This is a genomic window from Sphingobacterium sp. xlx-96 (genome assembly GCF_011007365.1).
Lineage (GTDB): Bacteria > Bacteroidota > Bacteroidia > Sphingobacteriales > Sphingobacteriaceae > Sphingobacterium > Sphingobacterium luzhongxinii.
The window spans coordinates 406,771-420,815 of sequence record NZ_WFKM01000002.1 but is presented as its reverse complement, the minus strand read 5'-3'; the positions used below and the strand labels follow the sequence as shown (position 1 = coordinate 420,815).

14 protein-coding genes are annotated in these 14,045 nt (G+C 38.7%); 6 read left to right on the top strand and 8 right to left on the bottom strand.

Annotated elements, in window-relative coordinates; translation table 11 throughout:
* Positions 1 to 42: 42 nt before the first annotated feature.
* Entirely contained in the window at positions 43 to 1,413 is a 1,371-nt protein-coding gene (locus G7B20_RS04745) for a dipeptidase (protein ID WP_164108865.1), read from the bottom strand.
* Positions 1,414 to 1,598: 185 nt separating this feature from the next.
* On the opposite strand from G7B20_RS04745, the gene G7B20_RS04740 reads away from it, so the two are divergent.
* Complete coding sequence (locus G7B20_RS04740) at positions 1,599 to 4,319, top strand: outer membrane beta-barrel protein (RefSeq protein WP_164108864.1); 2,721 nt, start codon at positions 1,599 to 1,601, stop codon at positions 4,317 to 4,319.
* A gap of 8 nt (positions 4,320 to 4,327) precedes the next feature.
* Positions 4,328 to 5,116, top strand: a complete 789-nt coding sequence (locus G7B20_RS04735; RefSeq protein ID WP_164108863.1) for a GLPGLI family protein — start codon at positions 4,328 to 4,330, stop codon at positions 5,114 to 5,116.
* A 71-nt stretch (positions 5,117 to 5,187) separates the two neighbouring features.
* On the opposite strand, the gene G7B20_RS04730 is transcribed toward G7B20_RS04735, so the two are convergent.
* Both G7B20_RS04730 and G7B20_RS04725 read right to left on the bottom strand, forming a co-directional pair.
* A complete protein-coding gene (locus G7B20_RS04730) occupies positions 5,188 to 5,370 on the bottom strand; it encodes a histone H1 (protein ID WP_164108862.1) in 183 nt (60 codons plus the stop codon).
* A gap of 120 nt (positions 5,371 to 5,490) precedes the next feature.
* Positions 5,491 to 7,629, bottom strand: coding sequence for a S46 family peptidase (locus G7B20_RS04725; protein WP_164108861.1), 2,139 nt, complete (start codon positions 7,627 to 7,629; stop codon positions 5,491 to 5,493).
* 127 nt (positions 7,630 to 7,756) lie between these two features.
* Here G7B20_RS04725 and G7B20_RS04720 point away from each other — a divergent pair, with 127 nt between their 5' ends.
* The 4 genes from G7B20_RS04720 to G7B20_RS04705 are packed head-to-tail and all read left to right on the top strand — an operon-like array spanning position 7,757 to position 10,175.
* A complete protein-coding gene (locus G7B20_RS04720; RefSeq protein WP_164108860.1) occupies positions 7,757 to 9,118 on the top strand; it encodes a DEAD/DEAH box helicase in 1,362 nt (453 codons plus the stop codon).
* 1 nt (position 9,119) lies between these two features.
* Positions 9,120 to 9,359, top strand: a complete 240-nt coding sequence (locus tag G7B20_RS04715; RefSeq protein ID WP_240452790.1) for a hypothetical protein — start codon at positions 9,120 to 9,122, stop codon at positions 9,357 to 9,359.
* A gap of 56 nt (positions 9,360 to 9,415) precedes the next feature.
* Positions 9,416 to 9,766: a gliding motility protein GldC gene (gene gldC / locus G7B20_RS04710; RefSeq protein WP_164108859.1), complete on the top strand. Its 351-nt coding sequence runs from the start codon at positions 9,416 to 9,418 to the stop codon at positions 9,764 to 9,766.
* A 1-nt stretch (position 9,767) separates the two neighbouring features.
* Positions 9,768 to 10,175, top strand: coding sequence for an EVE domain-containing protein (locus tag G7B20_RS04705; protein ID WP_164108858.1), 408 nt, complete (start codon positions 9,768 to 9,770; stop codon positions 10,173 to 10,175).
* 46 nt (positions 10,176 to 10,221) lie between these two features.
* Here G7B20_RS04705 and G7B20_RS04700 read toward each other — a convergent pair whose 3' ends face one another.
* The 5 genes from G7B20_RS04700 to G7B20_RS04680 form a co-directional block, all read right to left on the bottom strand.
* A complete protein-coding gene (locus G7B20_RS04700; protein ID WP_164108857.1) occupies positions 10,222 to 10,746 on the bottom strand; it encodes an acyl-CoA thioesterase in 525 nt (174 codons plus the stop codon).
* Positions 10,747 to 11,664, bottom strand: a complete 918-nt coding sequence (locus G7B20_RS04695; protein WP_164108856.1) for an SDR family oxidoreductase — start codon at positions 11,662 to 11,664, stop codon at positions 10,747 to 10,749.
* A 1-nt stretch (position 11,665) separates the two neighbouring features.
* Positions 11,666 to 12,607 carry a M20/M25/M40 family metallo-hydrolase gene (locus G7B20_RS04690; RefSeq protein ID WP_164108855.1) on the bottom strand — a complete coding sequence of 314 codons (942 nt, stop codon included), beginning with the start codon at positions 12,605 to 12,607 and terminating at the stop codon, positions 11,666 to 11,668.
* Positions 12,608 to 12,918: 311 nt separating this feature from the next.
* Positions 12,919 to 13,569 (bottom strand): lipoprotein signal peptidase, encoded by a 651-nt coding sequence (locus G7B20_RS04685; RefSeq protein ID WP_164108854.1) that lies wholly within the window; start codon positions 13,567 to 13,569, stop codon positions 12,919 to 12,921.
* An 88-nt stretch (positions 13,570 to 13,657) separates the two neighbouring features.
* Entirely contained in the window at positions 13,658 to 14,044 is a 387-nt protein-coding gene (locus G7B20_RS04680) for a TraR/DksA family transcriptional regulator (protein WP_164108853.1), read from the bottom strand.
* Position 14,045: the final 1 nt, after the last annotated feature.

Here is a 14,045-nt window from a genome sequence, read left to right as displayed (position 1 = left end):
TTATTTTTTTAAAAATAACCCTTTTATTCGTTTTATAGTAAATTACTTACTTAATTCAGCATAATATTTGTGAAACAAAGGGATAGTTTCGATACCTTTTAAGTAGTTCTCAATGCCATATTTCTCGTTAGGCGAATGCAAGTTGTCACTGTCTAATCCGAATCCGAGCAATACTGTTTTGATTCCTAATTCTTTTTCAAACAAAGCAACAATTGGAATAGAACCACCGCCTCTTGTAGGGATTGGTTTCTTGTTGAATGTGTCTTCCAAAGCTTTTTCAGCAGCCTTGTAAGCGATGCTATCTGTAGGAGTGACCACAGGTTCGCCGCCGTGATGCGGTTTTACTTCTACTTTGACCGATTTTGGTGCTATTCTTTCAAAGTGGTCTTTGAATAATTTGGTGATCCGTTCTGAATTTTGGTTTGGTACCAAACGCATAGAGATTTTTGCATAAGCTTTCGATGGTAAAACCGTTTTTGCCCCTTCACCGATATAGCCGCCCCAAATACCATTCACTTCAAGAGTCGGACGAATTCCTGTGTGTTCGATCGCTGTAAAGCCTTTTTCGCCCCAAAGTTCGTCTACACCTAGGTCTGTTTTATACTCCTCAATATCAAAAGGTGCTTCATTTAAAGCTTTTCTTTCTTCAGTTGTCAGTTCAACGACATCGTCATAAAATCCTGGGATAGCGATATGATTGTTTTCGTCATGTAATGAAGCAATCATTTTAGATAAAATAGTAGCCGGATTGCCTACTGCCCCACCATATACACCAGAGTGCAAATCACGATTTGGTCCAGTGACTTCTACTTCTACATAAGAAAGACCACGAAGACCGGTCTCGATAGACGGATTTTCTAAGCTGATCATCGATGTGTCGGAGATAACGATTACGTCTGCTTTCAAACGTTCCTTATTTGCAGCAACGAATATACCTAGATTTGCAGACCCCACTTCTTCTTCTCCCTCAATCATAAACTTGATGTTACAAGCCAATTGATTGTTTTCCATCATGTATTCAAATGCCTTTACGTGCATATAGAATTGGCCTTTGTCATCAGCAGCTCCACGGGCGTATATTTTTCCGTCACGCACAGTTGGTTCAAATGGAGGAGTATCCCATAATTCTAACGGATCGGCCGGCTGTACATCATAGTGACCATAAACCAATACTGTAGGTAATGAAGGGTCAAATATTTTTTCACCATATACGATAGGATATCCCGCCGTAGGACAGATTTCTACATTGTCAGCACCTGCATCTTGAAGTTTTTTAGCTACGAATTCAGCGGTATTCAATACGCCCTCTTTGTACTGAGGGTCAGCACTTACAGAAGGGAAGCGCAATAGTTCAAATAGTTCGTTTAAGAAGCGCTCTTTATTAGCTTCTACATAATCTTTGATGTTTTGCATGTCAAAAAATGATTTAACACAAAGGTAAGTATTTTGAAACGGTATTTCTGATTTTTTGAATCAGTCTTTGGATTGTGGGGATATGTATGCTTAAAGAACTTTTTTTTGAATAATCTGTAACGTTCTCATGAGTCGAGCAACTAATACGGAAGAAGATTTAACATATATTATTATTCGATCCTTTTATGAGAGGTATATTTTTGTTTTTTATGTTACTATTTGCGGGGTATATGGAAGGTTACTCCCAAAGTTTGATCACGGGTAGGGTGGTTGATGCCACAGACAAATCAAAGCTTGAAAATGCTACGATAATGCTTTTACAAGCGCAAGATTCAGCATTAATTGCGTACGACCGGGCGGATGTGACGGGGCAATTTCAATTAAAGAAGCCGTTATCCGGCGATTATTTCATCGTGATATCCTATCCAAAGTACGCCGATTTTTATGAAGAGTTAAAAGGTGGAACTGCGGTTTCTGACTTAGGGGACTTGGGATTAACCAGTGTTGCGCATCTTATTGAAGAGGTTGTTGTCAAGAGAAGAGCGGCGATTACCATCAAAGGTGATACGACCGAGTACGATGCATCACAGTTTAAGATGGAAAAAAATGCTAAAGTTGAAGATCTGCTAAAGGCGCTGCCAGGGATCACGGTTGATGCGTCTGGTAAGATTACTGCACAAGGTAAGACTGTGAAGAAAGTATTGGTGGATGGCGAAGAGTTCTTTGGGAATGACCCTACTTTAGTGACACGCAATTTACGTTCGGACATGGTTGATAAGGTACAGGTCTACGAGAAGAAATCGGATCAGGCCGAACGAACAGGTGTAGATGACGGTGTACGTGAGCAGACCATTAACGTACAACTTAAAGACGATGCTAAAAATGGGATTTTTGGCAAGGCATTAGCAGGCGGGGGGACAGACAAATATTATATGGGACAGCTGATGATCAATAAATTTAAGGGCTCGCAAAAGATATCTGCATACGGACTATTTGGAAATAATGGGACTACTAGTATGAACTGGGATGATGCGCAGAAATATGGGATAGAGGTGGACGCTTCTTTTGATGGCGGAACTATGGTCGTGAATGATCCTTTTTCAGGTAAGGGTGTCGTGGGGATACCGAGAGCGATTAACACAGGTGTTAACTTTACCGATAGGTGGAAGAAGGATAAGTATCAAATAAACTTAAATTATAAATACGGAAAGATCTCTTCGGATGGTACAGAAGAGACGATGATGTCTGGTGTTGTGAATAGTAAAACAAAGAGGACCGTCGATACGGATAATGATCAACATCGCATCAATTTGAGATTGAATGCAAAAATAGATTCTTTAAATGAAGTCTTAATCAAAGCTTCGGCAACCAAGAAGAAGCTGTGGAGTAATACAATTACAGAATCGAAGAATTTCACAGATGGCGTAACCGCTAATAACAGTAATGAATATGTAGACAATAATGTTAATAATTATGACTTTGATGTGTTGTATACAAAGAGATTCCTGAAGAAAGGACGATCATTATCTTTTAATGCAGTCGGAAGTAAAAGTGAGACCGAAGGGACGGGTACGCTACGTTCAACACTGAGTACAAAAACTACAGGGGCTGAATTTCAAACAGACCAGTCTAAAAACACCCAGCAAGATGTGAATAAATGGCAAGGGCAGGTGACCTATACAGAACCTCTCTCAAAGCTCTTGAACCTGTCATTAGGTTATCAAATCGTGAATGTAACCAATAGTTCTTTGCTGGAATCTCGGAATAAAGATGCTGCTGGAGGGTACAATATTCTAGATGAAAAGTATAGTAGTAGTTATGATTTCAATAGGTTGAGCAATAATTACGATGTCGCGCTGGGCTATAATAGCGAAAAGCTAAAAGCTAATCTGACGAATACATTCAATGATGATCGTCTAAACCAAATCAATAACTATAACGGTAAATCGTTGAAAAGAGACTTCTTTACCTATAATCCTAGACTGACAATGACTTATAACTTTTCAATGGCTAAGGCATTGCGGTTGACCTACTCTGGAAGTAATCAATTACCATCGTTGAACCAAATTCAACCGATAATGAATAATTCTGATCCATTGAATCAGTATGAGGGAAATGAGAATTTGAATCCTTCATTTATAAATACGCTGGAGGGCTTTTACCACAGTTTCAATTTATTGTCCAATCAGTTTAAGTACATAGGTGGTACGATTGCGCTTACGAAAGATCCTATTTCACAGAATATTACGACGATAAAAGATAGCCTCGGCAACTTGATTAATTATTATCGCTGGAATAATATGAATGGGAAGAAGGATTTTAATGCAGCGATGTATGGAGGTTATCATTTCAGGTTAAACAAGGCACTGGTATTGGACAATTCTCTCAGCATAGTTTTTAATGTGGGGGAGAACAATAACTTCTTTAACAGCGAGGCCAACCTTATCAAATCTCAGAGTTATACGTTCAGCTACGAAATAAAGAGGGAGACGAAAACAGGTTTGAATTTTCAGACGAAGTTGAGTCCTCAATATAGACAGATGAAATCCAATTTAAGTCCTGATCAGGATAATAATGGTTTTGTGATGGGGGTGTCGGGTGGATTAGAGTATTTCTTTTCGAGTTCGTTTAAAATATATACGAACTATGATTATTCGTATGAGGCGCCAACAGCAGCATTTGATCAAAAATTAGAGCGGTTCCTTGTTCATCCAGGTATTAGCAAAAAATTCCTGAAGAATGAGTCTTTAATGTTGGATTTTACAGTCAATGATGTGTTTAATAAAAATATAGGGTACTCCAGATCGCAGTCTAATTCGGTGTTTACACAGCGCAGATATGATACCATCCGACGTTATTATATGTTGAAGGTATCATGGGATTTCACTAAAATGTTTGTAAAGTAATGGTTAGTATGAAGAATATAATAATAATGTTAGTTGGGCTATCGATATTGGGATATAAAGCTAACGCACAGTTTGCGATGTTTGGAAAATCAGGGGTAGTAAGCTATGACAAGACTATGTATATCAAGAATATCATGCGTAAGCAATATATAGAGAAAGCGGATGAACGGTCTAAAACTCAATTTGAATCCATGTTGCCTACTATACCTGAAAATATGGTGTTGAAGAAAACGCTTAAATTTAAAGGGAATGAAGTTGTGTTTGAGCCGGTGAAGCAAGAAATAGATGTAAAGACGAAACAGATTATTATGATGTTAGCTTTAGATTTCGATGCGGTTACATTGTCTGATTTAAAGACGAAGGAGTACAATCGATTTAACGACATCATTGGACAAAAAATAATTATTCAGGATACCGTTAAAAAAATTAATTGGCGTATTACGGATGAATATCGCGAAATTGCAGGCTACAATTGTCGAAGAGCAAATGGCATAACGTCAGATTCAACTTACGTGATAGGCTATTATAGTAATGAAATACCTATCGATGGAGGACCGGAATCCATTAATGGTTTACCTGGGCTAATCTTAGGATTGGTAGTACCGAGTCAGCACGTTTCTTATTTTGCAACCAAGGTGGATATTATGGATAATGTGGTTTTGGATAAGAAGGTATTTGAAAATACCAAGACTAAACGTATGACAAGGTCAGAAATCGCGGCGATGATGACAGAAACATTTAGTAACTTCTTAAATAAGGCGACTATTGAGTATGTGGTAAAACTGGCACTGATGTAAGCGAGCAAGATGTCACAAAAAAACCGTTTTGGATATCCAAAACGGTTTTTTTATTTTATAACCTTTAACGATTATTTTTTATCAACGTTTTTCTTAGCTGTTACTTCGTTACGGATGTCTTGAGCTAAAGTCTTGATGTCTTGTAATCCCTTACGTACGCGAGTACCTGCAGCAGAATTACCATTGTTGAAAAATTTTTCAGCATCAGCTTCGATTGAAGCAACCAGTTCTTTTAATTTAGTGTAGTTTTCCATTTTAATTAATATAATTTAGTTTCTAAATATTTGCACTAAGATGTAATAAATATACAAAAACAACAAATACAAAAGTAATTAAATCCTATTTTTTTGTTGAAAAAAGCAATTTAATAGCTATTATTCTACAATAGTCAGTTCATCTATGATGTTTTTAGCCCCAGCAAATTTGTCAATGACAAATAGAACATATCTGATATCTACTGAAATTGTGCGTTGTAATTTCGGATCAAAGATGACATCACCCGCCATAGCTTCTATATTTCCATCAAAAGCCAAGCCAATTAATTCACCTTTCGCATTTAATACTGGAGAGCCGGAGTTTCCTCCCGTTATATCTTGATCACTTAAGAAGTTAACAGGCATGTGACCATCTTTGTCTGCGTAGCGACCATAGTCTTTTTGTTCGTACAATTCAATAAGTCGTTTCGGAAGATCAAATTCCTCGTCATTAGGTTTATACTTTGCGATAGTCCCTTTCAATGTGGTGTAATTATTTACTTTAGCATCGTTTCTTGGGTCTGCAGGTAATGCTCTAACCGTACCGTAGGTAAGACGTAATGTGCTGTTTGCGTCAGGGTAGTACTTGCCTTTGGGGTTCATCTCCAAGAATCCAGCAATATATTTGCGGAATGCTGTCTGAAAATTGTCTTCACGCAATTCCTGTTCTGGTGTACGCTCACGATATTTTGTCATTAAAGCCGCTGATATTTTATACAATGGATCTTGAGCCACTGTCCCTGCAGTTGGATTTGCTAGATAGGCTTCCAATTTTTCTCTAGATCCAAATATGCTGTTTTCAAAAGCAGACTTTACTACACTGTTAAAATTACCGTTATTTTGTTTGGCAAGTTCAGCAATATAGGGCGCTATCTGTCCTCCTTTGGCACTATACAGGTTTAATTCGTCTGCAAGTACATCGATTTCAAGAGGAATATAAGCTTTTTCGTAGCTCTCCTGTATCCCGGCTTCAAATCTTGGTCGCATGTTTGCGCGAGCTGCTTCATTTGCTTCTGCATATTGACTCAAGGCGCCACCTAGACTAAAAGGAAGAGCTGCAAATGTAGAAGAACGGATCATTCCGATCAGGTAATTATCGTGACGGGATTTTTCATTAGTAGCAGCGTAATAATCATTAATTGTTTTTATTACGTCCCCATATTTTGCTTTATTTTCTTTTTTACTGGCCCATTTTTGAAAGTTGTTTTCCAATTTACGTTTGGCTGCTGCTGTCCGGTGTTTGGATAGGGCATCAATCATACCTTGACGGTTTTTCCAGTAGTTTGCCACACCCGAGTATTGTGAAGCATAGTTGATATTTACTGCTTGATCTTTGTCCATGTGTTTTTTCATGGCATCCATACCCGTTTTAGAAGCTTCTACCCAAGCTGGATAGGCATACTTTACGTTTTGGTCGATTCCAGCAGCAGGCATCCAACGGTTTGTACGTCCTGGATAACCTAAAATCATGGAGAAATCACCTTCTTTTATTCCCTTTAAGCTAACAGGTAGGTGGTATTTAGGTTTTAATGGGATATTTTCTTTAGCGTATGGCGCTGGGTTTCCGTTTTTGTCTGCATAAACGCGGAAAAGAGAGAAATCCCCGGTATGACGTGGCCATTCCCAGTTGTCTGTATCGCCACCAAATTTGCCAATGCTGTTTGGAGGTGTACCTACCAGACGTACGTCCTCATAATCTTGATACACGAAGTAGTAGTACTCATTGCCATTGTAGAAAGACTTAACAGAAACAACGTATTTCCCATTGTCACTATTTTCTTTTTCAATTTTTGCAATCTCTTGATTAATGATTTTTTGTCTTTCTTTCTCGGACATGTTATCATTAACTAAACCCAAAATGCGCTTTGAAACATCGTCCATACGTACAAAGAAGCGTACGGATAGAGATTTTGGTTTTAGCTCCTCGCTATAGTTTTTTGCCCAAAAACCATTCGTTAGGTAGTCATGTTCAGGTGAAGATAACTCCGCTATCGCGCCATAGCCACAGTGATGGTTGGTCAGCACAAGTCCAGAACCGGATACAATCTCTGCAGTACAGCCGCCACCAAATTGGACGATTGCATCTTTAAGACTGGAGTTATTAATGCTGTAGATTTCTTCGGCGGTCAGTTTAAGACCCTTTTTTTGCATATCTGCCTCGTTGAGACGCTTTAAATGCATGAGGAACCACATGCCCTCATCTGCCATCGTAGTCAAACTGACTACGCAGAGGATTAATAATGATACTATTTTCTTCATTCTATTCATTTTTTCTAAAACAAAATTGCTGTAAATCGCTGGTAAAACAAAATTTTTGTATGTGATATACGCAAATTCACAATACGCATTACTTAATACTCACTACTATTTTCCCTATCTTTGTAAGATGCAGGTATCGTTCGAAGATTTTAAACTCAATAAGCAAATACTAAATGCAATCACGGATGCTGGTTATGATAAACCTACCGAGATTCAGCAGAAAGCCATAACGCCTATTCTGGCAGGACAAGATGTGATGGGGATAGCGCAGACAGGAACAGGAAAAACAGCTGCTTTTGTATTGCCTATGTTGATGAATCTGAAGTATGCTCAGGGTACCGATCCTCGAGCGCTAATACTTAGTCCGACGAGAGAACTTGCTATCCAGATCGAAGAGCACATCCGTCTTCTTTCCATCAATTTAGATTTGCGTACCGTACTTCTTTATGGTGGACTTGGACCTAAGACACAAAAGGAACTATTGGAGAAAGGCTGTGATATTATTGTAGCAACACCAGGACGTTTTCTGGACCTTTACCTTGAGGGACATATAAATACAAAGTCCTTAAAGTTATTGGTCATGGATGAGGCCGACAAGATGATGGACATGGGATTCATCGGTAAGATCCACCGTATATTGGAAGTTGTTCCCCGTAAACGCCAAAATTTACTTTTCTCTGCTACGATGAGCGAGTTGGTACGTAAGATCGCGGGTGATTTTCTGGCTTTTCCTACCGTCATTGAGGTTACTGAACAGGCCACGCCGGCTATAACCGTTTCCCAAGCGTTGTATGCCGTGCCGAATCTTAAGACCAAAATTAACTTGCTGCAACATTTGTTTAAAGATGATGAGGCTTTTCATCGTGTTATAGTCTTCTGTAAGACAAAGGAAGTGGCTGATAATGTTTTCGGTTACTTAGAGCGCAAATACGGTGAGGATAATGTTCGGGTAATTCATGCAAATAAAGGACAGAATACACGTATAAATTCTATTAATGCGTTTAAGGCCGGTGAGGTACGATTCCTTGTGGCTACAGATGTCGCTGCTAGAGGGCTAGATGTGTCCAATGTAAGTCATGTAATCAATTTCGATGTCCCTATTGTAATCGAGGATTATGTCCATCGTATAGGTCGTACAGGCCGGGCTTTTAGCAAGGGAGATGCTATTACTTTTGCTAATCCAGCGGAAGAATATTATGTGTCAAAAATAGAAAAGTTGATTCGTCAATCTATCCCGGTGTTCGAGCTGCCAGAAGAGGTTTTTATCGAGAAGACCCCGTATGAGGAGAAACAAGCCATTGCACGGGAAATAGACAATCAGAAAAAGAAGGATAATCCTGATTTTAAAGGGGCTTTTCACGAAAAGAAATTTGTGATTAAGCAGAAGGAAGCAGCTAGGTCAGGTTATAAACCTAAGAAAGCGGCAAGCAAGTCTTCGACAAAATCTTCCGGGTTTAAGAAAAAAGGAAAGAAGTTTAAGAACAGTTAGGGTGAAACTGACACCACTTAATATCGCTTTAGCCTGCATCTTGGTTTGGATGATATCCGAATGGGGAAGTGAACAGGAGCAGATCATGTCTTGGGGCTGGTTGTTGGCACTAGCTATCGTTATTTCTTTGGTTGATTTAGGCTTTAGACTGTTATTTAAAGATATAAAACGAGTTTGGTTTTTACAGATCGGTTTTATATTGGTGGTCGGTATATTAATGGTGATATTAAAATTGCAGTAGAGAATCTAACTACAAAAGAATAGATTCGTACTTATCATAGAATAGAGAATAAATAGATGAAAACAGCGGAGATAAAACTAAACGTCGAGCTTGACGAAAATAATGTTCCAGAAATAATTCAATGGTCTTCAACTGATGGTGAGACTTCAGACACACTTCCTGCAAAGGCTATGTTTTTAGCGTTATGGGATGCGCAGTATAAAAACTCGTTACGAATTGATTTGTGGACAAAAGATATGCCTTACGATGAAATGAAACGCTTTTTTTACGAAACTATGCAAACTATGGGGGACTCATTTTTGAGAGCCTCAGGAGGAGATCCTATGGCCGAGAAAGTAATAGGTGATCTTCGTGATTATTGTGCACATTTTGCAGAAAAAATGGAGGTATTAGAACAACAAGGTTAACATGAATTATTTTTTAGTAAAATCTGAACCGTTTAAATATAGCTGGGAGCAGTTTAATAAGGATGGCGAGACCTTTTGGGACGGCGTTCGGAATTATCAAGCCCGAAACAATCTCAAGGCAATGAAAAAGGGAGATTTAGTACTCTTTTATCACAGTAATGAAGGAAAGGAAGTAGTTGGTGTGGCCAAGGTAGTTAATGAGTTTTATCAAGACCCAACGACAGAGGATACCAAATGGGTAGTGGTCGATTTATCACCAGTTGAAACCTTAAAGAGACCGGTAACACTGGAAACCATAAAAGCAGATGAATTTTTGCAGAATATCGCTTTGGTAAAGCAGGGACGTCTTTCTGTTATGCCACTTAAAGAAGAAGAATTTGACCGGATTTTGGAGTTGGGGAATGGGTAATTATAGTATAAAAAAGGTTCAGCGATAAGCTGGACCTTTTTCTGTGTCAATGGCTTTTAGCAAAGGTTATTAACTTTTTTAAGCTTTTTGTATCTTTCATCGCCATTTTTCCTGCCAGTATAAGACGTAGTTCCCTGCGTTGTAAAGCTTCTTCGTAGAGGTTTATTTCTTCCTCGCTTTCAGGAATTAAGTCAGCGACCTTTCGTGGTTTATTGTTTTCGTCTATCGCGACAAAAGTGTAATAAGCTTCGTTGCTTTTGACTTTTGTACCCTCGGGTAGGTTATGTGCGAATATCTCCATGCGGACTTCCATCGATGAACTGAATGCACGAGAAACTTGCGCCTGTATGGTTACCACCTCTCCGAGTTTAATAGGTCTTTTGAAAGAGACATTATCCACAGAAACCGTTACGACAGGGCTATTAGAATGTTTCTGTGCAGCCATCGCTGAACATATATCCATCCAGTAAAGTAACCTTCCTCCCATGAGGTTTCCGAATGTATTGGTGTCATTTGGAAGTACCAACTCATTCATCTCTGTATACGAATCTTTCGCTTTTTTCCCGTCCATCTATCTGTTGTATTGTTTTAATTGTTCTTCAATTTTTTGCAAAGATACTATAAAAGGAGTAGGGGTAAACCCTAAAATAGTCTTGGCTTTGTCAAGAATAAATCCTGTCCGTTGGGGTCTGTTTCGATCTTGACCAATTTCTTTAGCAGCTATAGGCTGTATTAAAGACTCGTCTAATTGCCAGTAGTCTGCAACATGCCTTACCGCAGATTCGATACTCAATTGCTCTCCTCCGGATATATGGAAAATACCTTTGGCAGTTTTTTCCATACTGAGGAAACAAGCTCGCGCCAAGTCGTCTACCCATGTTGGCATGCGCCATTGATTATTGACTACTTTGATGGATTTTCTTGCTTCTAGTTGCTGCTTAGCCCATAGAACGAGATTAGTACGTGTAGTATCTGCTATACAGCCATAAACTAGTATAGTCCGGAGGATCACTATATTACCGTTTAAATCAAGCAAATGATGTTCGGCTTCGACTTTAGTCTGTCCATACGCATTGACGGGAGCCGTCGTATCGGTCTCCCTGTAAGACTCCTGTCGACGACCGTCAAAAACAAAATCGGTAGATAAAAACGTAAGGTGAACGTTGTGATTCGTAGCATACTCACCGAGGAATTTCGTTAATTCTACATTGACAGCTTTGGCTAATCCTGGATTTTCTACACAGGCTTCCACACTGCTGATCGCCGCTGTATGTAGAATATGTGTAGGGCGAAATTCAGATAATATGACGCCTAGTTTTTCTAAATCAGTGAGATCGCATTGAACGAAGCATTCGGAAGAGAGGAATTTATTCCTATTAGGGGATTTTGAAACGCCTAAAAATGGATTGTTTTCCGTCGTTTGACAATATAATTCGCAAAATTTTTGAGCGACAAAACCGTTAGATCCAGTAATAAGTATACGCATCATTCTAGTTGGTCCAGGTAAAATCCATTTTGGGATGTTTCATCGAGTTATTTATTGCGTCGATTTCAATTTTCAATATTTTCTTTAATGCAGTATAGTCTATTTTCTCAGCATCATCACCTGTTTTGTGATAGTCTGGATGGCCACCAGTATGAAAGAATAGGACAGGAATGTTTTTTCTATAAAATGAGGTTTGGTCGGATCCTCCATTGCCATCTTTACTGAGGTTGAATTTGATATCGCTACGTATGTCTTTAAATATGGTCGTGAATTGAGGGCTAGTGCCATAGCCTATAATAGCAAGCCCATTATCTGGGTTGTATCTTCCAATCATATCCATGTTCAACATCCAGTGGATTTGAGCTAGAGGAACTGTAGGGTTTTCTGTCCAGTGTTTAGAGCCTAGCAGTCCCAATTCTTCTGCGCTGAAAGCTATAAACAGAATGTTAAAGTTTTCTCTGACAGAATTGCTGGAATAGTGGCGGGCTAATTCAAGCAAGCCCGCAACTCCAGAAGCATTATCGTCTGCTCCGTTATGTATTTTACCTATGTTAAGCGTATCTCTTGATCCACCGAAATTTCCAAGACCTAAATGGTCATAATGAGCCCCTATGACAATCGTTTTGGATGCGCCATTATCTAAAAAACCGATGATGTTTTCTGCCCCACGTATACTGTCTGGAACAACAACCCGACGCACTTTGGCATCAAATTGTTGCCTATAACCTTTAGTGCCTTTTGGCGATAGTTTGTATTTCTTGAATTCCTTTTCAATGTAGTTCGCTGCTTTTTGTAATTGCTTGCTCCCCGTTGCCCGTCCTTGCATATTGTCGGAGGAAAAATAGTATACATGTTTTTTTAACTTGTTTATATCTACTTCTTGAGCAAAGGATGCCCCAGTGTATAGACAAAAGACGAATAGAAGAAGGAGGTTTAGTTGTTTCATGTTGCTATGGATAATGCTAGTTACAAACCTACATAAATTCGTATTTACACGCAATATAATTGCGTTGTATTGTAAAAGCGAATTTTGTAACTCTGCTCATACATTTAGAATTTTTTATAGTACATTAAACTGAACGAAGAGAGCTCAATGATGCCTTGAAATATAATGTTGAATCAATAATACGGATACTTTCAGAAAAAAATTTCATGATTCCATTGAATCACCAATAGAGATGAAAGTTCTTGATGGCCTCTGAAAACATACACTTTCAGAAAAAAAGTAGAGCGGAAATATCCCGCTCTACTTTTTTTCTAGTCTTCTAATACTTCACTGTGAACACTGTCCTTTTCCTGATGTTCTTCCTTAAAATATCGCTTTTGGAAAATTAATATTAGGAAGACACCTACAGAAATTGCGGAATCTGCAATGTTAAAGACAGGTCGGAAAAATAGGAAATGCTCACCTCCCCATATCGGAAGCCATTCCGGAAAATTTCCTTCAATTAATGGAAAGTACAGCATATCTACCACTTTTCCGTGGAGAAAGGATGCATAACCACCTCCTTCAGGAAAGAGCGTAGCCTTTTCGTAGAAAGTGCTTTCACTAAAAATTAGGCCGTAAAATGCCGAATCGATAATATTACCTAATGCACCCGCGAAAATCAAAGCAACATTAAGAATAAAGCCTCTATTGTATTTGTTTTTTACCATGTAGTAAAGACCATAACCGATGCCCGATACTGCAATTATCCTAAAGACGCTCAAAAATAGTTTGCCGTATTCGCCACCAAACTCCATCCCATAAGCCATTCCTGGATTTTCGATGAAATGAATAAGGAATTTATCACCAAGAACTTTAAAGTCTTGGCCAATAGTCATATTCAGTTTAATCCAAAATTTTGAAATTTGGTCTATTAATAAAACGATGATAATTAATGTAATAGGTCTCGTATAGCCTTTCATAGTTGATTCATAAAATGGGGCTGACTAAAAAGAAAACGTCGAAGTGACGATAGTTTCTCTTTTTAGACAGCCCCATCTGTCATTTTTTTTAGTATTGTTTGTTTTTCGCTTCGATGCTTAAAGTCGTATGTGGGACTGCTTTAAGGCGTTCCTTTTGTATCAATTTACCGGTCTCCCTGCAGATTCCATATGTTTTGTTCTCAATGCGGACTAAAGCAGCCTCAAGATTGTCGATAAACTTTTTCTGACGTGCAGCCAGTTGATTAGTTTGCTCTTTTTCGAGGGTGGCAGATCCGTCTTCAAGTGTCTTATAAGTACCAGCTGTATCGTCCGTTCCATTTGCGTTACCTCCACTTAATGTTTTTGTTAAGGCTAGGAGCTCCTCCTTTGCGATTCTTAACTTGTCCAATATAATGGTTTTGAATTCTAATAATTCAGCGTCACTATAGCGGGTTTTTTCTGTGTTCTCTCCCATA

Coding starts and splice junctions, on each gene's coding strand:
- G7B20_RS04745 (WP_164108865.1), bottom strand. CDS start 1,413: ATGCAAAACATCAAAGATTATGTAGAAGCTAATAAAGAGCGCTTCTTA.
- G7B20_RS04740 (WP_164108864.1), top strand. CDS start 1,599: ATGAGAGGTATATTTTTGTTTTTTATGTTACTATTTGCGGGGTATATG.
- G7B20_RS04735 (WP_164108863.1), top strand. CDS start 4,328: ATGAAGAATATAATAATAATGTTAGTTGGGCTATCGATATTGGGATAT.
- G7B20_RS04730 (WP_164108862.1), bottom strand. CDS start 5,370: ATGGAAAACTACACTAAATTAAAAGAACTGGTTGCTTCAATCGAAGCT.
- G7B20_RS04725 (WP_164108861.1), bottom strand. CDS start 7,629: ATGAAGAAAATAGTATCATTATTAATCCTCTGCGTAGTCAGTTTGACT.
- G7B20_RS04720 (WP_164108860.1), top strand. CDS start 7,757: ATGCAGGTATCGTTCGAAGATTTTAAACTCAATAAGCAAATACTAAAT.
- gldC (WP_164108859.1), top strand. CDS start 9,416: ATGAAAACAGCGGAGATAAAACTAAACGTCGAGCTTGACGAAAATAAT.
- G7B20_RS04705 (WP_164108858.1), top strand. CDS start 9,768: ATGAATTATTTTTTAGTAAAATCTGAACCGTTTAAATATAGCTGGGAG.
- G7B20_RS04700 (WP_164108857.1), bottom strand. CDS start 10,746: ATGGACGGGAAAAAAGCGAAAGATTCGTATACAGAGATGAATGAGTTG.
- G7B20_RS04695 (WP_164108856.1), bottom strand. CDS start 11,664: ATGATGCGTATACTTATTACTGGATCTAACGGTTTTGTCGCTCAAAAA.
- G7B20_RS04690 (WP_164108855.1), bottom strand. CDS start 12,607: ATGAAACAACTAAACCTCCTTCTTCTATTCGTCTTTTGTCTATACACT.
- G7B20_RS04685 (WP_164108854.1), bottom strand. CDS start 13,569: ATGAAAGGCTATACGAGACCTATTACATTAATTATCATCGTTTTATTA.
- G7B20_RS04680 (WP_164108853.1), bottom strand. CDS start 14,044: ATGGGAGAGAACACAGAAAAAACCCGCTATAGTGACGCTGAATTATTA.